Origin of the sequence: Candidatus Mycobacterium wuenschmannii (assembly GCF_030252325.1) — a bacterium.
Classification (GTDB): Bacteria; Actinomycetota; Actinomycetes; order Mycobacteriales; family Mycobacteriaceae; genus Mycobacterium; species Mycobacterium wuenschmannii.
The window spans coordinates 3,948,965-3,965,816 of record NZ_CP126981.1; the positions used below are offsets into that span (position 1 = coordinate 3,948,965).

Below are 16,852 nucleotides of genomic sequence, written 5' to 3' on the forward strand. Positions count from 1 at the left end.
TCAGCGGCGTCGCACCAGAACCGACTGCTGGATGCTGCCCACGGCGCCGGTCTCGTCGAACAACGTGCCGATCGTGGTGCCGATGCCATCGGGCCCGTAGTTGGTCTCGGCCCGGATGCCGATCCATTCGCCGTCGGGAATCCGGTGCACATGGACGACGAGATCGTTGTTCAGAAATGTCCACCGGGCGATGTCGATCTTGGAGCCAATCCCGTTGGCGCAGTCCGCAACCGCGAAGAGGCGCTGCAACGGCGTCACCGCCTCGCCGTCGACAAGGGTGACCAGTGGCTTGATCCACGACTCGCCCGGTCCCTCGCTGAGAGGCTTGGTCAGCCAGCGCCAGTCGAGGCTGTGCACGTAGTTGCGGTCGAAATTCTTGGCCAGGTCGCGGCTGTGCGCCTCGCTGATCGGCGCCGGCAGTGGCGCGGACGCGTGCTCGAGTTCTCCTGTGTCCTGCTGCTGCAGCCGCCACCCGGTGGCCCGCGCCGTCGGCCGTGGCTGGCCGTCGGGGCCCACGGCCAGCGTCTCGGCGCTGACCAACTCGATCTGCTTGCCCGGGCGTTCGACCTTCGCCCGTACCCACAGGTCGCCGTCGGCGGGGACCGGGCCCAGCAGGTCGATGGCGACCCGGCTGAGCCGGGTGTCGTCGCGGGGCGCGCAGCGTTCCAGAGCGCGCACCAGCAGGGCCGACACCGGGGCGCCGTGCTGGATCTTCGCGGTCCAGGTGCTGCGGACAAGGTCTGTGGCAGTGAACTTTTCGCCGATCGGGTCGTCGGCGTCGACCAGTTCGTAGTAGGAGTCGCTCATCGCCCGGCCTCGACTGCGGGCGCGTCGACGATGACCGTGTCGACCCGGGACAGTCGCGTGCCGACCAGTTTCTTCGGGTAGGCCTCGCTGCTCGTCAGCATGAACAACGTCCGTCCGGCGGCGCCGCCGAGCATGCACGCGATCGCCACCCGGTCGCCGATGTCGATCCGGTGACTGACTCGTGCCTTGCCGCCGGCGCTGTCCACTATGCGCTCGAACTGGTGAGCCAGCGTCATCGCCGTCCACACCCCGCCCCCGGCGTCCAGGCAGATGCCGTCCGGCGGGCCGTCCAGGCCGTCGGCGAACACCCGACGGTTCGACAGGTCGCCGTCCTCGTCGATGGAATACGCGGTCAGCCGGCGCCCGATCGACTCCGCGACGATCAGCGTGCGGCCGTCGGGCGTGATGGCCATCCCGTTGGGGAAGTTCAGGTCGGTCGCCACCACACGGGCACTGTTGTCCGGGTCGACGCGCAGGAGCGCGCCGCCCTCGAACGCCTGCGATCCGATGTAGGCCCGGCCGCGACCGTCGACCACCATGTCGCCGAGGTCGGCTGGCGCCAAAGAGCTCAAATCTGCTGCGGTGGTGATGTTTTCGCCATCGTAGGCCAGCAGCGTGCGGTTCTCGGCCGACACGATCAGCAGCGTCCCGTCCGGCCGGAAGCCGAGCCCCGACGGCGCGTGCCCAGGCAACGGGAGCGTGGTCATCGACCCGCAGACCGTGACGGTGTGCACGGCCTCGCCGAGCATGTCGGAGAACCACAGCAGGTCCTCGAACCAGCGCGGACCCTCGCCGAAGCAGAACCCCGCCGCCAACGGGGTGAGACCGTCAACGGTCGTGGTAGCGGCCAACGTCGTCGCTCCTTTGCGGCGGTGGAACAGACCGGACAGTGACCCGGCAGGCTTTACAGATTATCGTACAAATGTCACGCGATAGCGTGCAGGGACATCGTCGGCGCTCAGCTAAGGAATGCGGCAGATGAAATTCACCGTCACCCACCCGATGCACAGCCATCCGTACAACCCGGAACTGGTGACCGGCGACGGCATCGCCACGGTGGCCGCGGCCGTCGAGGCTGCCGGCATCCACGGCTTCGGCTTCACCGACCATCCCGCACCGACCCAGCGATGGCTGGAGGCCGGCGGCCACGACGCTCTCGACCCGTTCGTGGCGATGGGGTTTGCCGCCGCACGGACCAGCACGCTACGGCTGATCCCCAACATCGTGGTGCTGCCGTATCGAAATCCGTTCGTGGTGGCCAAGTCCGGCGCGACACTGGATCTGCTGTCCGGGGGCCGGTTCACGCTGGCCGTCGGTGTCGGCTACCTCAAACGGGAGTTCGCCGCTCTCGGTGTCGATTTCGAGGAGCGGGCCGCGCTGTTCGACGAGGCGCTCGACGTGATCACCGCGATCTGGACCGGCGATGACATCTCCTACGAGGGCAAGCACTTCAGCGCCAAGGGCATTACCGCGCATCCGCGGCCGGTGAGCAGCCCGTATCCGCCGATCTGGGTCGGCGGGAACACCGGGGCCGCGCGGCGCCGGGTCGCCGCCAAGGGCGACGGCTGGTGCCCCTTCGCCGCGCCGCCCGCACTGGCCCAGACGGCGCGGACCGCGTCGATGGATTCGGTGGACGCGCTGGCCGAGGGCATCGAGGACCTGCGCCGCCGACTCGACGCCGCGGGCCGTGACCCCGGGGGAGTAGACATCGTCTTCGGCAACATCGAGGGCGGCAATCCGAGCGATCCCGACTTCAACGCCGACGCCTACCTGGCCGGGCTGGATCGGCTGGCTAAGCTCGGCGTTACCTGGGTGCAGGTGGGCCTGCCGGGCGACAGCCTGGCTCACGCGCTGGAGGTCGTCGACAAGTTCAAGACCATGGTGGTCGACGCGTCGTAGGCTTTACAAGTTTTGGCGAGAATGTCATTCTCGCTACGTGACAACAGACTCTGAGCAGACGCACTGGTCGGTCGCCGGCCTCCTGGACTTGTTCGATGCGCGCGACGCCGGCGACGGCCGTTTCACCGCGGACACCGGCATCGCGGCCGAGGACGAGCGCCAGGTGGTCGAGGGCACGCAGGTGCTCGCACAGGTGATTGTCGCTGTCGCCAAGCAGTTTCCGGAGAAGTCGGTGCGCTCGGTGCATGCGGTCTTCGCCCGCGCGGTCCTGGTCGGCCCCCCGGTGGAGATCGACATCGACGTCGTCGCCCAGGGTCGCTCGACCGCGACCGCGGTGGTCGGCGTCTCGCAGAACGGCCGTCGTGCGATCACCGTGACCGCACTGCTCGACGTGCCCTCCGCCGACGTGATCCGCCACCACCACCCCAAGCCGGAGGTGACCGCGCCCCGCGATGCCAACGACGGCGGGATGCCGATGGCCGGCCGGGAACTGCGCCTGGTCGACGTCGTCGACGTGAACAGCCCCGACGAGGTCGGTCCGCCGGAGTTGTACGCCTGGCTGCATTACGACCCGATACCGAGCCGCGACGACCTGGCCAAGGCGCTGGTCGCGTATTTCACCGGCTACCTTGGCATTTCGACGTCGATGCGCGCCCACGAAGGCATCGGCACCGCGCAGTCGCACCTGACCGTGTCGACCGCGCCGATGACGGTGTCGGTCAGCTTTCACGAGCCGGTCACGTGGACCGGATGGCTGCTCTACACCCACGAGAGCACCCAGGCGGGCGCTGGGATGTCCTACATCCGCGGCGCCGTGCACACCGAGGAGGGTGAGCTGATCGCCTCGTTCACACAGGACGCTCTGATCCGCCCTCTGCGCACCAGCGACACCACCATCAAAACCGAAGCGCGGCTGTAACTCTCATGGATTTCTCCGCCGTCGAACTCGAGGCCGAAGACGAGGAATTCCGCGACCGGCTGCGCAAATTCCTGGCCAACGTGGTCACCGCCGAGGTGATCCGGCGCGACCGCGAGACCGGGGAGAACTTCGACGAGGGTGTCCACCTGGCGCTGGGCACCGAGGGTTACCTGGCCGACGACTTCAACGACGAATCCGACGGCGGGTTCGGATCGCTGCGCCGCCGCATCTGGGACCTGGAGATCGGCCGGGCCCACACGCCGTGGTTCCACTGGGGCACGACGGCCGTCGTCGCCAAGATGATGCGCGACTTCGGGCCACCGGAACTCACCGAGGAAGTGTTGCCCGGCGTGCTGACCGGCGAGACGCGCCTCTGCCTCGGCTACACCGAACCCGAGGGCGGCTCCGACGTCGCGACCTGCAAGACCCGCGCGACCCGTGACGGCGACAATTGGATTATCAACGGTTCCAAGATGTTCACGTCCAACGCGCACAATGCCAAGTACGTGTTCCTGCTGACCAACAGCGATCCGAACGGGCCAAAACACAAGAACCTCACCATGTTTCTGGTCCCGCTCGATTCACCCGGCGTCGACATTCAACCGATCCGTACCGTCGACGGCGACCGCACCAACATCGTCTTCTACAGCGACGTGCGGGTCGACGACCGCTATCGCATCGGCCCGGTCAACGGCGGCTGGGGCGTGCTGCGCGGCGCTCTCGACCAAGAGCACGGCACTGCCGAGAAGGAAGAGGACGGGCTGCAGCGCATCGCGGTGATGAGCGAACATCTGACCCTGATGGCTGAGGCGATGGACGGCATCGCGGCGCTGGCCGGGCGCGAGCGCCCCGACGGAAGCCGGCTGATCGACGACTCGTCGGTGGCATATCGGTTGGGGCGCAGCGTCGCTCGCACCGAAGCGGCTCTCGGCACGCCCGGGATGTTCGGCCGGGTGGCCAACGCGCAGACCATGCGCGACTGCGCACCCGACCTGATGGACATCCTGGGCGCCGCGTCGGCATTGCCCGTCGACGCCGATGGGGCCGCGGACAACGGCGGGGCCGAATACGCATTTCGGCTGGCCTCACCCGTCGGCATCTACGGCGGCACTCTCGAGGTGTTCCGGAATATGATCGCCCAGCACGCGCTCGGGCTGGGCCGGCCGAACTACTCGCCGCCGAGGGCCTGAGGCAACTCGGCGAACACGTCGGCTCGGTCGGCGTCGAAACTGACGAACCCCTTGATCGGTTGGCCTTCGGCCGGCGGGTCCAGATAGCTCCACGCCACGTCCTCGGCTCCATCCGCCGACCAGTAGGTGGCCCAGCCCTTATAGTTGCAGTAGGTCGACGTATTCGATTGCAGCAGAAACTCAGTGCGCACATGAGCGGGGTCGACGTACAGCCGCGGCTGCAACGACGTCTCGAACACGATCACCGTATCGTCGGTGTCGACCACCGTCTTGCCACCCACCTCTACGCGCAGTCGCCGCGTCGTCGGCCGACAGTCGATGCGGTGGTACGGGTTGGGCGGGTAGTGCACCAGTGTGCGGCCCTCCTCGGTCCACGCGTCCACGGCATCCCACGGCACGTGCACGAAGCCCGGCGCCTCGGCCACCGGTTCGCTGGGCAGGTCCGACACCTCGCCGGCCGGAAAGGCATAGCTGAGTGGGTGATTCGGGCGATGCACGAGCAGCGCGTGCTCGGTGTCGATGACGGTCTGTCCGTTTTGCGACGCTTGAATGCGGCGGGGATGCGGCTCGACGTAGACCACCCCCGCCGGAATGGCCGGCGAAAACCGGCCGGCCGGAGAACTGCTCAGCGGTCCATGACCGGTGACCATGCTCATGGAATCGAGCCTAGCGTGGCATGGTGTGAGGCATGGCCGGACCGATGGAGGGTGTCAACGTCGTCGAGCTCGGCGTGTGGGTAGCCGGACCCGCAACGGGCGGCATCCTCGCCGACTGGGGCGCCGACGTCATCAAGATCGAGCCGCCGGCCGGCGATCCGGCCCGGATGTTCGGCCGCATGCTCGGCCTCGACGTCGACGTCAGCCCACCCTTCGAGATGGACAACCGGTCCAAGCGCAGCGTCGTGGTAGACCTCACCACTGCGGACGGTCACCAGACGGCGCTCGAATTGATCTCTTGTGCAGACGTTTTCATCACCAACGTTCGCCCGGGGGTTGCGCCGCCTCGGCCTCGACTACGAGTCACTGGCCGCCGACCACCCGACGCTGGTGTACGGCTTGATCACCGGATACGGCGAGTCCGGGCCGGACGCCGACCGGGCGGCGTACGACGTGGCGGCGTTCTGGGCGCGCGGCGGCCTGGCGCACCTGCTCACCCGGCCGGGCGAGACGCCGCCGTTCCAGCGCGGCGGGATGGGTGACCACTCGGCCGGCATGACGCTCGCCGCGGCGGTCTGCGCCGCGCTGGTGTCGCGGGCCAACACCGGTGCCGGTCAACTGGTCAGCACGTCGCTGTACCGCCAGGGCGCCTACACCGTCAGCTTCGACCTGAACACCTACCTGATGTCGGGCCAGCCGATCGCGATCGGGCAACGCGAAAAGATGTTCAACCCGTGCATGAACAACTACGCCACCGCCGACGGGCGACGGTTCTGGATCGTCGGGCTCGAAGTCGACCGGCATTGGCCCCCGCTGTGCCGGGCTGTCGGCAAGGCCGAATGGCTGGACGATCCGCGCTTCACCGACGCCCGGTCGCGCGCCGTCAACGCCGTCGAGCTGATCGGCGAGCTGGATCGGATCTTTGCCACCAAGACCCTCGACGAGTGGGCCGAGGTGTTCGCCGGCGAGCCCGATTTCTTCTGGTCACCGGTCAACAGCATCGAGGACGTCATCGCTGACGAGCAGTTTCACGCCGCCGGCGGCATGGTCGACGTGCCCGACGGTCCTGCGGCCGTGGCGATGGTGGCGACGCCCGCGGACTTCCACGGCACACCTTGGGCGCCGCGGTCCTGCGCGCCGGAGCTGGGCCAGCACACCGACGAGGTGCTTGCCGAGCTCGAAGCCCGCCGCCAGTCTTGATCGAATCGAAGCTTTACAGATTGATGTAAAAGTGTCACGCTGGGTCCGCCGGGTCATCGACGACGCGTGAAGGGATGCGATGAGGACCTTGGAGGAGCCACGCCCTCACCCTGGATCGGTTGCGTACCGTCTTGATGTCGTCGCCACCAACGCCGCGGACGTGGTGGGCTCGATCGGCGGCTGGCTCTGTGACAGGGTGCGGGCCGGCTGGGACGTGCACGTGCTGCTGGCGCAGGACTGCGACCATCGCCCGCTGGAGATACTCGGCATGCACGCGGTGGATCTCGACCCGCACATCCTGGCCGCCAGCACCGACTGCGCTGCCCGCGGTCTCGCCGTCAGCGCGGAGATGTTCTCCGCCGACACCCGCATCCGCCAGGAAGTGCTGGCCGCGCTGGATCGCTGGATGACGGAAGTGACTCTCTGGCATGACCCTTGGCCGCTGAGCATCGGGCACCGAACCACCACGGTGCAGCACGTACTCTCCAGCGCCGCAAAGGTTTTCAAACGACATGCGCTGACCGCGGCCGGTATCGCGGGCCCCGTCGGACCGACCGAGACGTTGCGCAGTGACATGAAGGCCTCGCTGCCGATGGATACCGAACTGATCCCGGTTGGCTGATGCGTAAGTATCACAGCCACACCCTGCTGTATCTGCACGAGACGATCGCGCTGGGCTCGGGATCGAGCGGGCGGTTCACCCAGGCTTTCACGGACATCTACCAGCCGATGATGCAGGATCTTGGCGCGCGACTCTTCGCCCTCTGGGAGTCCACGCCCTACAACGGACACTGGCCGCAGGTGACGGTCATCTGGGAGATCGACGCGTTCGCCGACTACGCGCGCATCGGTACGGCGCAGGCCCCCGGCGGTAGCCACCACGCCGTGGCGCAACAGTGGGCGGCCTTCCTGGCCGGCATCGGCGCGTCGGGTGAGGGACGGATCATGTACCCGGGGCCGAGCAACCAGACGCTGGCTCAACTGCGCGAGGCGAATTTCAGTGCGGGCTTGGTGATTCAAGAGATCATGCAGACCAAGCCCGGCCGGCAGGACGACTACATCCGCGAATTGGAGCGGCTGTACGTGCCGTGGTCGGAGAGCACCGGCAAACACTGGTTGGGTTCGTTCACCACCACTTTCCGTTTCAACGAGGTCATCCACTACTGGGCGCTCGAAGGCGGCTGGGAGTGCTTCGCCAACCACTACCCGTCGTGGAAGGACAGCCCGCCGGCCGAGATCGTCACCTGGATGAGCGTCGCCCCCGCCCTGCGTGACGGCTGGGAAGACTCGATCCTGCAAGCGCTTCCACCGTCGCCGCTGCAATGAGCGAGTTCTCCTACGACCCGTTCGACCCCGCGGTGATGGCCGACCCGCTGCCGTATTACCGGGTTCTGCGCGACGAGCATCCGGTGTACTACCTCCCGGAGTGGGACACGTTCGCGCTGTCGAGGTTCGACGACATCTGGGATGTGCTGGCGCTCAACGACGGAACGTTCGTCGCGTCGGAGGGGACGCTGCCGCCCGCGACCGTGTTGGCGCGCCACAACGACGGCCCTGTCGCCGATCCGCCGTTGCATCCCTTGCCGTTTCACGCGGTGTTCGACGCGCCGATCTATGACGGCGTCCGCCAGTCGCACAGCAAGCCGTTCCGGCCGCGGGCGGCAGCGCAACTCGAAGCCAGGATCCGCGAGTTGGCCAACCAGCGGCTCGACGAACTGCTGCCGCGCGGTACCTTCGATCTCACCCAACAATACGGTGGGGTGGTAGCGGCATCGGTGGTATGCGAATTCCTCGGTATACCAGTGAATTTGGCATCCGAGGTGCTGGATACCGTCAATGCGGGCAGCCTTCCGCAGGAAGGCAAGGGCGTCGACACCGCCCATTCGAGGCCCGGCTACCTCGACTACCTGCTGCCGTCGGTGCGGCGGCGGCGGGCCAACCCGGACGACGGTGAACTGCCGGTGGTGGACGGCTTGATGGGCTATCGACTGCCTGACGACACCGCGCTCGACGACGTCGAAGTCGCCACCCAGATGCTCTGCGTGTTCATCGGTGGCACCGAAACCGTGCCGAAGATCGTGGCGCACGGGCTGTGGGAGTTGTTGCGCCATCCCGAACAACTCGCCGCGGTACGGAAGGATTTGCCTGCGACCGTCCCGGTCGCGCGCGACGAGATGATCCGCTACTGCGCTCCCGCGCAGTGGTTCGCCCGCACCGCCCGCAGGCCATTCACGATTCACGACACCACCGTCGAACCGGGTCAGCGGATCATCACGCTGCTCGCATCGGCCAACCGTGACGAGCGTGAATACGAGAACCCCGACGACTTCATCTGGAACCGTCCCATTCAGCGGACACTGGCATTCGGCCGCGGGCAGCACTTCTGCTTGGGTTTCCACGTGGCTCGCCTGGAAATCGCCGTGATGATCGAGGAATGGCTGCGCCGCGTGCCAGACTTCCGCATCATCGAGGAGTCGGCGCATCGGCCACCGTCGAGCTTCCAATGGGGCTGGAGCAGCCTGCCCGTGGAGGTGTGAGATGTGGTGCTACCGGCTGACCGCGCCGTATCAGTTCGAACGCATCGCGATCGACGAAAAGACGCCCGAGTCACTGGCCGATGGCCAAGTGCTGCTGCGGTTTCTGGCCGCCGGGGTGTGTGGCAGCGACATGCCGGCCTTCCGCGGCGTGCGCGGCCTGCTGCCGGGTGACCACGGGCGCAGCGGCGCCGAGAAAGACGGCTTCCCGATCCACGAGGTCGTCGGCGAGGTGCTCGCCAGCCGCAACGACCGGCATCGGCCCGGAGATCGGGTGGTGGGCTGGGCATCCGGCTTCGACGGCCTGATGGAACGCGTGATCACCGACGGCAACCAAGTGGCGTCCTACGACCCCACCCTGAGCCCTGCGCAGGCGATCGGACTGCAACCGTTGGCGTGCGTCCTCTACGCGATCGAGCAGCTGCCCGACCTCGCGGGCCGGCATGTCGGCGTGATCGGTCAGGGCTCGATCGGGCTGCTGTTCGCGGCCGCGGCCAAGGCCGCCGGCGCGCGGCAGGTCACCGGTGTCGACCCGATCGACCGCGCCGAGATCGCGGCGCAATTCGGCGCCGACACCTATGTGCGGGCCACCAGCGACCGTTGGGTCAGCCACCTCGAGCCCGCCGACCGGCCGGACGTCGTCATCGAAACCGTCGGCCATCAGGTGGCCACGCTGAACCACGCGATCGAAGCGACCGCGCCGGGCGGCACAGTGTTCTATTTCGGCGTGCCGGACGACGACAGCTATCCGATCAGCATGCGCACCATGCTTCGGCGTAACCTGACGCTGAAATCCGGTGTAGCGCTGGACCGTCCGCGGATGTTGGAGCTGGCCAACAAGTTCGCCGCTGACCACCCCGGATTGTTGGCCCGCTATTCGACGCACACCTTCGGTATCGACGACGTCCAGGCCGCGTTCGAGTTGGCCGCCCGTCCCGTTTCCGACCGCGGCAAGATCGCGATCGTGGCGTCATGACGTTCCGGCAGGCGCTCGCATCCGGCGACCCCTTGTGGGGCGGCTGGATCACCGGGCCGACCGCGATCGGGCCCGAGGAGTTCGCCCGCGCCGGCTACGACTACGTCGGCTTTGACGCCCAACACGGCTACCTCGACGACGCCGACATCGCGCAGATATTGCGCCGCCTGGAACACGTTCCGATCGGCACGGCGGTGCGTCTGCCCAACGCCGACGCGGCGCCGATCGGGCGGGTGCTCGACGCGGGTGCCGACGCCATCATCGTCGCGATGATCGAGTCGGCCGACCAGGCCGCCGCCGCGGTGGCGGCCACCCGCTACCCGCCCGCGGGAACCCGCAGCTTCGGTCCCTTGCGGGCCGGCCTCGGCGTCGACACCGTCGCGCTCGAAGCGCGGGTGAGCGTGTTCGCGATGATCGAAACCGCCGCTGCCCTAACCGATGTCGAGGCGATCTGTGCCGTGCCCGGCCTGGCCGGCATCTACGTCGGCCCCGCGGACCTGGCCATCTCGATGGGCGTCGAGGTCGCGAAGGCCACCGCGGACCCCGCCGTGCGCGAGGCGATCGGCCGCATCCGCGAAGCAGCGTCGGCGGCCGGCCTCGTGCCGGCCATCCACGCCGGCAACGGCAAAGTCGGACATGCCATGGCGCAGTTAGGCTTTCGGATGATCACCCTGGCCGCGGAATCCCAGGCACTGCGACGCGGGGCCGCCGCCGGTCTCGACGAAGCGAAGGGCAGCGAATGACCGAGCGGGTCGCACTCGTCACCGGGGCCGCGCGCGGGCAGGGTTTGGCCATCGCAAAACGGCTGCGCGCCGACGGGTTCTCGGTCGCGGCCTGCGATGTCAACGAGGTCGAGGATTCAGGCGACGACGGGCTGATCGGGATCCATCTCGACGTCACCTCGGAGTCGGCCTGGCAGCAGGCCGTCGCGAGGACCGTCGACCGGTTCGGGTCGCTGACCACGTTGGTCAACAACGCGGGCGTCCTGCACCGCGCTTCGATAGCCGATGAGTCGGCTGCGGGCTTCGAAAGATCATGGCGGGTCAACTGTTTAGGCCCCTTCCTCGGCATCCAGGCGGCACTCGAGCATCTGCGTGCGGCCGAGGGGGCCGCGATCGTCAACACCTGCAGCACCGGCGCGATCCGGCCGTTTCCCAACCACATCGCCTACGGGTCGGCGAAGTGGGCGCTGCGCGGCCTGACCGTCGCCGCGGCGGGCGAGCTTGCCACCGCGGGGATTCGGGTCAATGCCGTCTTCCCCGGCCCCATCGCGACACCGATGCTCGATGCCGAAACCCAGACGCGACTGGCGGCGTCGGCGGCGTTCGGCCGGATCGGCCAGCCATCGGAAGTGGCTGACGCGGTGGCATTCCTGGTATCGGACCAGGCATCGTTCATTACCGGCTCGGAGCTCGTCATCGACGGCGGCCAATGCCTCAAGATCCAATGAGGGTCGGCATCATCGGCGCCGGACCCGGTGGTATCGCTCTCGGAATCCTGCTGCGCCGGAGTAGCTTTCACGACTTCACCCTGTTCGACCGCGAAGACGGCGTGGGTGGGACCTGGCGGATCAACACCTATCCGGGACTCGCGTGCGACGTCAAGTCCCATCTCTATTCGTACTCGTTCGACCTGAACCCACGCTGGTCGCGGCTGTGGTCGGGCCAGCGGGAGATCCTGCGGTACTTCGAGCGCTGTGTCGTCGACAACGGGCTGCGGCCGCACCTGCGGTTGGGGACCGAGATCCATTCCGCGCGTTGGGACGAGCGCGCGAGAGTCTGGCGGCTGACGACATCGGCGGGGGAGGACCACGAGTTCGACGTCGTGGTGTCGGCTGTTGGATTGTTCACCCAGCCCGTGCTGCCCGATCTGGTCGAGCAGGAGCCGTTCGCCGGGACGGTGATGCACTCGTCGCGCTGGGATCACTCGATCGACCTGGCGGGCAAACGGGTCGCCGTCCTGGGCACCGGATCGACGGCGTCGCAGTTGGTGCCGGAATTGGTGAAGGTCGCCGACATGGTCTACTCGGTGCAGCGCTCGCCGACCTGGATACTGCCTAAGCCCGACCGGGCCTACACCGCAAGGGAGCGTTGGGTTTTCGCGCACATACCCCTCGCGAAGAAGATCTACCGCACCCGACTGTGGCTGCGCAGCGAGGCCAACATCTCGGTGATCGAGCATGGTAGCGAGAAGACCCGGGACTTCACCGCGATCGCGCATCGTCTGCTCGAGACCTCGGTCCCCGACGAGCGGTTACGGCGTGCGCTGACGCCGGATCATCCGATGGGATGCAAACGCCTGGTGTTCTCGTCGGACTACCTCGCGGCGTTGACGCGGCCGAACGTCGAGGTGCTGAGCAGCCCGGCGCACTCCCTGCGGGCCCGCTCGCTGGTGCTGAGCGACGGCACCGAACGCGAGGTCGATGTGGTGGCGTGCGCCACCGGTTACGCCGCGGCCGACTACCTCGGTGAGATCGACGTGACCGGCGAGGGCGGGGTGGCGTTGCGCGACGTCTGGCGCGACGGGGCGCACGCCTACCTCGGCATGGCCGTGCCCGGATTCCCCAACTTCTTCATGCTGTACGGGCCCAACACCAACGTCGGCTCGAACAGCGTCATCTTCGTGCTCGAGGCGCAGGCGCGCTACGTCGTGCGGGCGCTGCGCCATCTGCGGCGCACCCGCAAGCGCTACGTGGCGGTCCGTCCGGAGGCGATGGAACGTTTCCTGGCCAAGATCGACGAATGGATGCAGGGCACGGTGTGGACGACACAGTGCAGCAACTACTTTCGAGCCGCCAACGGTCGTGTGGTGACCCAGTGGCCGCGTAGCGCTCGCGCGTTCTGGTCGATGACGCGACGGTTCAAGCCGGCCGACTACGTTTTCGAGCCGTCGTGATCGACGACCGCCTCGACCCCGTGCTGCGCGCCGTCGCGACCACCCGCACCGACCTGTCGAATGTCGGTCCGATCCGCGCCGGGCTGAACGAACGCCGACGCTCGGCCGTCGCGGCTGTCGACACCGGCGACGTCTCGATCAGCGATCGGCTGGCCGACGGGGTGCCCGTGCGGATCTATCGTGGTGCCCCGGCGCCGGCGCCGACCGTGATCTATTGCCATGCAGGCGCATTCGTGCTCGGCAATCTCGACACCGACCACCGGCAGTGTGTGGAACTGGCGCGCCGAGGACACTGCACGGTGATATCGGTGGACTACCGCCTGGCGCCCGAGCATCCGTACCCGGCGGCCCTCGAGGATGCGACCACCGTGCTCACCTGGGCGGCTGCCAACGCCGACGATGCCGCGCGGCTCGCGGTGGCCGGCAGCAGTGCCGGGGGCGCGCTGGCGGCCTGCCTGGCGCAGCGCTTCGCCGACAGGCTGGTGTTCCAACTCCTGCATCAGCCGGTGCTCGACGACCGGATCACCGGATCGAAGGCGGAGTTCGTCGACACCCCGGCCTTCGACGGGCCGGCCTGCGAGCTGATGTGGCGGCACTACCTCGGCTCCGTTGAACCGTCCGCGGATTCCGTGCCCGCGCGGCGTGGGCGATTGCAGGGATTGCCAGCGGCATTCGTCAGCTGCTCGGACATCGACCCGCTACGCGACGAGGCGCTGGATTACGCGCGGCGGCTACTGAGCGATGGCGTCGCCACCGAACTGCACGTCGTCGCCGGCACCTGCCACGGGTTCGACTCGCTAATCCCGGACTGGGAGGTCGCCGAGCATTTGTTCGCGCTTCAGGGTCGCGCGCTGCGGCGGGCGTTCCAGGGGTCGCGAGTGTGAACGACGCGACGCGACACGCCGTTGCGGCGTCGCCAGGTTCACGCTGGACGAGATCAGAACTCGATCAACTGTCGCACCGCAATACCGTCGGCGAGATTGTCCATCGCGGTGTTGATGTCCTCGAGGGCGATGCGCGACGACACCAACGACTCCACCGGCAACCGCCCCGACCGCCACAGCTCGACGAACTGCGGGATGTCGCGATCCGGTACCGCCGACCCGAGGTAACTGCCGATCAGCGACCGGCCTTCAGCCACGAAACCCAACGGCGACACACTGATTCGCGCGTCTGGCCGGGGTAGCCCGACGGTGATGGTCCGCCCGCCGGGCGCGGTCAGCGCGATGGATGTCTCGAGTGCGGCGGGATGCCCGGCGGCCTCCACGACCACCGCCGCCTTGACGCCGGCATCCAGCGCCTCCTGCGGCGTGTAAGCCTCGTGTGCGCCCAGAGTTCGTGCACCGGAGAGCTTTTGGGGGAGTTGGTCGACTCCGATCACCCGCACACCCGCGTAGGACAGCGCGGTCATCACCGCGGCCATGCCGACGCCGCCCAGGCCGACCACGGCCACCGTCTGCCCCGGCTGCGGCTTGCCGACATTCAGCACGGCGCCGCCGCCGGTCAGCATCGCGCAGCCGAGTAGCGCGGCGACCGGGGGAGGCACGTCGTCGGGAACCGGCACCACGCTGGCGCGGTTGACCACCGCGTGCGTCGCGAAGCCCGACACCCCGAGGTGGTGAAACACGTTGTCGCCGGCGCGATTCAAGCGCATTCCGCCACCCAGCAACGTCCCGGCGTTGTTGGCGGCACTGCCCGGTTTGCACGGGGTGAGTCCATCGGTCATACATGCCGCGCAATGCCCACAGCGGGGCAAAAACGTCATCACCACCCGCTGGCCTACCGCCACGTCGTTCACGCCGTCGCCGACGATCTCGACGACCCCGGCCGCCTCGTGCCCGAGCAGCATCGGTGTGGGGCGCACCCGATTGCCGTCCACCACTGACAAGTCGGAGTGGCACACGCCCGCGGCCTCGATCCGTACCAACAACTCGTCGGGACCGGGCGGGGCCAGGGTGACATCGGCAATCGTGATGGGCCGCGAATCCGCGTAGGGCCGGGGTGAGCCGATCCGCTCCAGCACGGCACCGCGGATTTCCAGCATGGTCGAATACAACCATGAGTTCGGTTCCGCCTGCATCCGACGGCCTCACCAGTCGCGACTTCCCGGTGCATTGGCCGGTGCCGACCCGCTGGGCCGACAACGACATGTTCGGTCACCTGAATAACGCGGTGTACTACCAACTTTTCGACACCGCGATCAACGGTTGGATCCAGACCAACGTCACCCTCGACCCGGTGACCACGTCAGCGCAGGGCATCGTCGCCGAATCGGGTTGCCGCTACTTCGCCGAACTGCACTTCCCGCAACCGCTTGCGGTCGGGGTGTCGGTGACTCGCCTCGGCAACAGCAGCGTCACCTACCGGCTCGGCGTGTTCCGTTCTGCCGACGACGACGAACCGCAGCCCGTCGCCGCGGTAGGCCATTGGGTGCACGTCTACATCGACAAAGCCACCCGCCGGCCCACGCCGATTCCCGACGAGATCCGGGCGCTGCTGTCGACCGCCACCGTCTAACTGGGGAATTCGGCGGCCAAGGCGTCTCGGTAAGCTCGGCGAATGCCTTTTGTCAGCAAGACCGTTGAGGTCGAAGCCACAGCCGATTCGATCCTGGCCATCGTCGCCGACTTCGAGAAGTACCCGGAGTGGAACGACGGCGTCGAGGGCCTGTGGGTGCTGGCCCGCTACGACGACGGACGTCCCAGCCAGCTGCGTCTCGACGCCAAATTCGAAGCGCTCGAGGACAGCCTGATCCAGGCGGTCTACTACCCGAGCCCGACCCAGATCCAGACCGTGCTGCAGCAGGGCAACCTGTTCAAGAAGCAGGAGCAGCTGTTCAGCGTCGTCGACACCGGCTCGTCGTCGCTGCTGACCGTCGACCTGGACGTGGAACCGTCGCTGCCGATCCCCGCGCCGATGGTGAAGCAGTTGGCCGGCAACGTGATCGACTACCTCGCCGAGAACCTGAAGAAGCGCGCGGAAGAGCTCGCTTAGTCCCAGATGCCAGTGCTCGCCAACCGTTCGGTCAGGCGACGCGCGCCATCGTTGAAACCCCACGCGGTGTGCTCGACCACCGCGGCGGTGTCCCGCCGACGTAGCGCCGCGATCACCTCGCGGTGGTTGCGGACCGCCGCGGCGCCCCACGCCGGGTCGGTCGCGTAGACCATCAGCGGCATGTACCGGGCGACGTGCAGCAAGAACCACGCCAGCTTGATCCGCCCGGTGGAGCGGTTGAAGGTCCGGTGAAAGGCGAACTCGGTCGTCGCGATCGCCTCGACGTCGCCGGCGGCGACGACCGCGTCCAGCACGTCGGTGAGGTGTTCGAGGTCGTCGATCTCGGCGTCGGTGATGCGCTCGGCCGCCGACGTGGCAAGCTCCTTGGCGATGGTCGCCTGCACCCAGAAGATGTCAACGACGTCCTGGCGACTCAGCGGTAGCACCACGTGCCCGCGGTGCGGCTCGAGTTGGACCATCCCCTCGCCGCGCAACTTCAGCAGCGCCTCGCGCACCGGCGTCGCGCTGACGCCCAGCTTGGCGGCGGTTTCGTCGAGCCGGATGAACGTCCCCGGCTTCAAGACCCCCGACATGATCGCCGCACGCAGGTGTCCCGCGACCTCGTCGGACAACTGCGCCCGGCGCAGTGGCAGGCGCGTCGCGGCGAGCGCGCTCGCCGAACTCATCGGGGTTGTCTTTGCGACGGCCAGACCATAGTGTGACCCACACAACACGACATTTGATCAAATATCAACTTAATCGCCCTGCTTACTACGACGAAG

Annotated in this window: 18 protein-coding genes and 1 pseudogene; 14 read left to right on the forward strand and 5 right to left on the reverse strand. The window is 67.6% G+C overall.

Annotated elements, in window-relative coordinates; all coding sequences use genetic code 11:
- A complete protein-coding gene (locus tag PT015_RS19060) occupies positions 1–807 on the reverse strand; it encodes a thioesterase family protein (RefSeq protein ID WP_285186508.1) in 807 nt (268 codons plus the stop codon).
- Positions 804–1,658: an SMP-30/gluconolactonase/LRE family protein gene (locus PT015_RS19065; protein ID WP_285186510.1), complete on the reverse strand. Its 855-nt coding sequence runs from the start codon at positions 1,656–1,658 to the stop codon at positions 804–806. Before PT015_RS19065 ends, PT015_RS19060 begins: the two co-directional genes overlap by 4 nt.
- 127 nt (positions 1,659–1,785) lie before the next feature.
- Between PT015_RS19065 and PT015_RS19070 the strand changes: the two genes are divergently transcribed.
- The 3 genes from PT015_RS19070 to PT015_RS19080 are packed head-to-tail and all read left to right on the forward strand — an operon-like array spanning position 1,786 to position 4,815.
- On the forward strand, positions 1,786–2,706 hold the full coding sequence (locus PT015_RS19070) for an LLM class F420-dependent oxidoreductase (protein ID WP_285186511.1): 921 nt from the start codon (positions 1,786–1,788) through the stop codon (positions 2,704–2,706).
- A gap of 37 nt (positions 2,707–2,743) precedes the next feature.
- On the forward strand, positions 2,744–3,625 hold the full coding sequence (locus tag PT015_RS19075) for an acyl-CoA thioesterase (protein WP_285186512.1): 882 nt from the start codon (positions 2,744–2,746) through the stop codon (positions 3,623–3,625).
- Positions 3,626–3,630: 5 nt separating this feature from the next.
- A complete protein-coding gene (locus PT015_RS19080) occupies positions 3,631–4,815 on the forward strand; it encodes an acyl-CoA dehydrogenase family protein (protein WP_285186514.1) in 1,185 nt (394 codons plus the stop codon).
- Here PT015_RS19080 and PT015_RS19085 read toward each other — a convergent pair.
- Positions 4,794–5,471 (reverse strand): DUF427 domain-containing protein, encoded by a 678-nt coding sequence (locus PT015_RS19085; protein WP_285186516.1) that lies wholly within the window; start codon positions 5,469–5,471, stop codon positions 4,794–4,796. The genes PT015_RS19080 and PT015_RS19085 overlap by 22 nt on opposite strands.
- A 32-nt stretch (positions 5,472–5,503) precedes the next feature.
- Between PT015_RS19085 and PT015_RS19090 the strand changes: the two are divergent.
- The 9 genes and pseudogenes from PT015_RS19090 (at position 5,504) to PT015_RS19130 (ending at position 13,960) form a co-directional block, all read left to right on the forward strand.
- Positions 5,504–6,671: pseudogene (locus PT015_RS19090) on the forward strand (CaiB/BaiF CoA transferase family protein).
- Between the two features lie 79 nt (positions 6,672–6,750).
- A complete protein-coding gene (locus PT015_RS19095) occupies positions 6,751–7,293 on the forward strand; it encodes a hypothetical protein (RefSeq protein WP_285186517.1) in 543 nt (180 codons plus the stop codon).
- Positions 7,293–7,997, forward strand: coding sequence for an NIPSNAP family protein (locus PT015_RS19100; protein ID WP_285186519.1), 705 nt, complete (start codon positions 7,293–7,295; stop codon positions 7,995–7,997). The genes PT015_RS19095 and PT015_RS19100 overlap by 1 nt, the downstream gene beginning before the upstream one ends.
- Complete coding sequence (locus PT015_RS19105; protein ID WP_285186520.1) at positions 7,994–9,208, forward strand: cytochrome P450; 1,215 nt, start codon at positions 7,994–7,996, stop codon at positions 9,206–9,208. Before PT015_RS19100 ends, PT015_RS19105 begins: the two co-directional genes overlap by 4 nt.
- Before the next feature lies 1 nt (position 9,209).
- Complete coding sequence (locus PT015_RS19110; protein WP_285186521.1) at positions 9,210–10,181, forward strand: zinc-binding dehydrogenase; 972 nt, start codon at positions 9,210–9,212, stop codon at positions 10,179–10,181.
- Positions 10,178–10,924 (forward strand): HpcH/HpaI aldolase family protein, encoded by a 747-nt coding sequence (locus PT015_RS19115; RefSeq protein ID WP_285186523.1) that lies wholly within the window; start codon positions 10,178–10,180, stop codon positions 10,922–10,924. Before PT015_RS19110 ends, PT015_RS19115 begins: the two co-directional genes overlap by 4 nt.
- Positions 10,921–11,631 carry an SDR family NAD(P)-dependent oxidoreductase gene (locus tag PT015_RS19120; protein ID WP_285186525.1) on the forward strand — a complete coding sequence of 237 codons (711 nt, stop codon included), beginning with the start codon at positions 10,921–10,923 and terminating at the stop codon, positions 11,629–11,631. The genes PT015_RS19115 and PT015_RS19120 overlap by 4 nt, the downstream gene beginning before the upstream one ends.
- A complete protein-coding gene (locus PT015_RS19125; RefSeq protein WP_285186527.1) occupies positions 11,613–13,076 on the forward strand; it encodes a flavin-containing monooxygenase in 1,464 nt (487 codons plus the stop codon). Before PT015_RS19120 ends, PT015_RS19125 begins: the two co-directional genes overlap by 19 nt.
- Positions 13,073–13,960 carry an alpha/beta hydrolase gene (locus tag PT015_RS19130; protein ID WP_285186528.1) on the forward strand — a complete coding sequence of 296 codons (888 nt, stop codon included), beginning with the start codon at positions 13,073–13,075 and terminating at the stop codon, positions 13,958–13,960. Before PT015_RS19125 ends, PT015_RS19130 begins: the two co-directional genes overlap by 4 nt.
- A 53-nt stretch (positions 13,961–14,013) precedes the next feature.
- Here the strand turns inward: PT015_RS19130 and PT015_RS19135 are convergent, their stop codons facing one another.
- Positions 14,014–15,120, reverse strand: coding sequence for an alcohol dehydrogenase catalytic domain-containing protein (locus PT015_RS19135; RefSeq protein ID WP_285186530.1), 1,107 nt, complete (start codon positions 15,118–15,120; stop codon positions 14,014–14,016).
- A 14-nt stretch (positions 15,121–15,134) separates the two neighbouring features.
- Here PT015_RS19135 and PT015_RS19140 point away from each other — a divergent pair, with 14 nt between their 5' ends.
- Both PT015_RS19140 and PT015_RS19145 read left to right on the forward strand, forming a co-directional pair.
- Positions 15,135–15,593, forward strand: a complete 459-nt coding sequence (locus tag PT015_RS19140; RefSeq protein ID WP_285186531.1) for an acyl-CoA thioesterase — start codon at positions 15,135–15,137, stop codon at positions 15,591–15,593.
- A 42-nt stretch (positions 15,594–15,635) separates the two neighbouring features.
- Positions 15,636–16,070, forward strand: a complete 435-nt coding sequence (locus PT015_RS19145) for an SRPBCC family protein (RefSeq protein ID WP_285186532.1) — start codon at positions 15,636–15,638, stop codon at positions 16,068–16,070.
- Here the strand turns inward: PT015_RS19145 and PT015_RS19150 are convergent.
- Positions 16,067–16,756 (reverse strand): GntR family transcriptional regulator, encoded by a 690-nt coding sequence (locus PT015_RS19150; RefSeq protein WP_285186533.1) that lies wholly within the window; start codon positions 16,754–16,756, stop codon positions 16,067–16,069. The two genes, PT015_RS19145 and PT015_RS19150, sit on opposite strands and share 4 nt — an antisense overlap.
- Positions 16,757–16,852 lie beyond the last annotated feature (96 nt).

What these genes read in the sequence shown, in the direction of transcription:
- PT015_RS19060 (WP_285186508.1), bottom strand. Translation starts at nt 807, where the DNA reads ATGAGCGACTCCTACTACGAACTGGTCGACGCCGACGACCCGATCGGC.
- PT015_RS19070 (WP_285186511.1), top strand. Translation starts at nt 1,786, where the DNA reads ATGAAATTCACCGTCACCCACCCGATGCACAGCCATCCGTACAACCCG.
- PT015_RS19080 (WP_285186514.1), top strand. Translation starts at nt 3,631, where the DNA reads ATGGATTTCTCCGCCGTCGAACTCGAGGCCGAAGACGAGGAATTCCGC.
- PT015_RS19085 (WP_285186516.1), bottom strand. Translation starts at nt 5,471, where the DNA reads ATGAGCATGGTCACCGGTCATGGACCGCTGAGCAGTTCTCCGGCCGGC.
- PT015_RS19095 (WP_285186517.1), top strand. Translation starts at nt 6,751, where the DNA reads ATGAGGACCTTGGAGGAGCCACGCCCTCACCCTGGATCGGTTGCGTAC.
- PT015_RS19100 (WP_285186519.1), top strand. Translation starts at nt 7,293, where the DNA reads ATGCGTAAGTATCACAGCCACACCCTGCTGTATCTGCACGAGACGATC.
- PT015_RS19105 (WP_285186520.1), top strand. Translation starts at nt 7,994, where the DNA reads ATGAGCGAGTTCTCCTACGACCCGTTCGACCCCGCGGTGATGGCCGAC.
- PT015_RS19110 (WP_285186521.1), top strand. Translation starts at nt 9,210, where the DNA reads ATGTGGTGCTACCGGCTGACCGCGCCGTATCAGTTCGAACGCATCGCG.
- PT015_RS19115 (WP_285186523.1), top strand. Translation starts at nt 10,178, where the DNA reads ATGACGTTCCGGCAGGCGCTCGCATCCGGCGACCCCTTGTGGGGCGGC.
- PT015_RS19120 (WP_285186525.1), top strand. Translation starts at nt 10,921, where the DNA reads ATGACCGAGCGGGTCGCACTCGTCACCGGGGCCGCGCGCGGGCAGGGT.
- PT015_RS19125 (WP_285186527.1), top strand. Translation starts at nt 11,613, where the DNA reads ATGCCTCAAGATCCAATGAGGGTCGGCATCATCGGCGCCGGACCCGGT.
- PT015_RS19135 (WP_285186530.1), bottom strand. Translation starts at nt 15,120, where the DNA reads ATGCTGGAAATCCGCGGTGCCGTGCTGGAGCGGATCGGCTCACCCCGG.
- PT015_RS19140 (WP_285186531.1), top strand. Translation starts at nt 15,135, where the DNA reads ATGAGTTCGGTTCCGCCTGCATCCGACGGCCTCACCAGTCGCGACTTC.
- PT015_RS19145 (WP_285186532.1), top strand. Translation starts at nt 15,636, where the DNA reads ATGCCTTTTGTCAGCAAGACCGTTGAGGTCGAAGCCACAGCCGATTCG.
- PT015_RS19150 (WP_285186533.1), bottom strand. Translation starts at nt 16,756, where the DNA reads ATGAGTTCGGCGAGCGCGCTCGCCGCGACGCGCCTGCCACTGCGCCGG.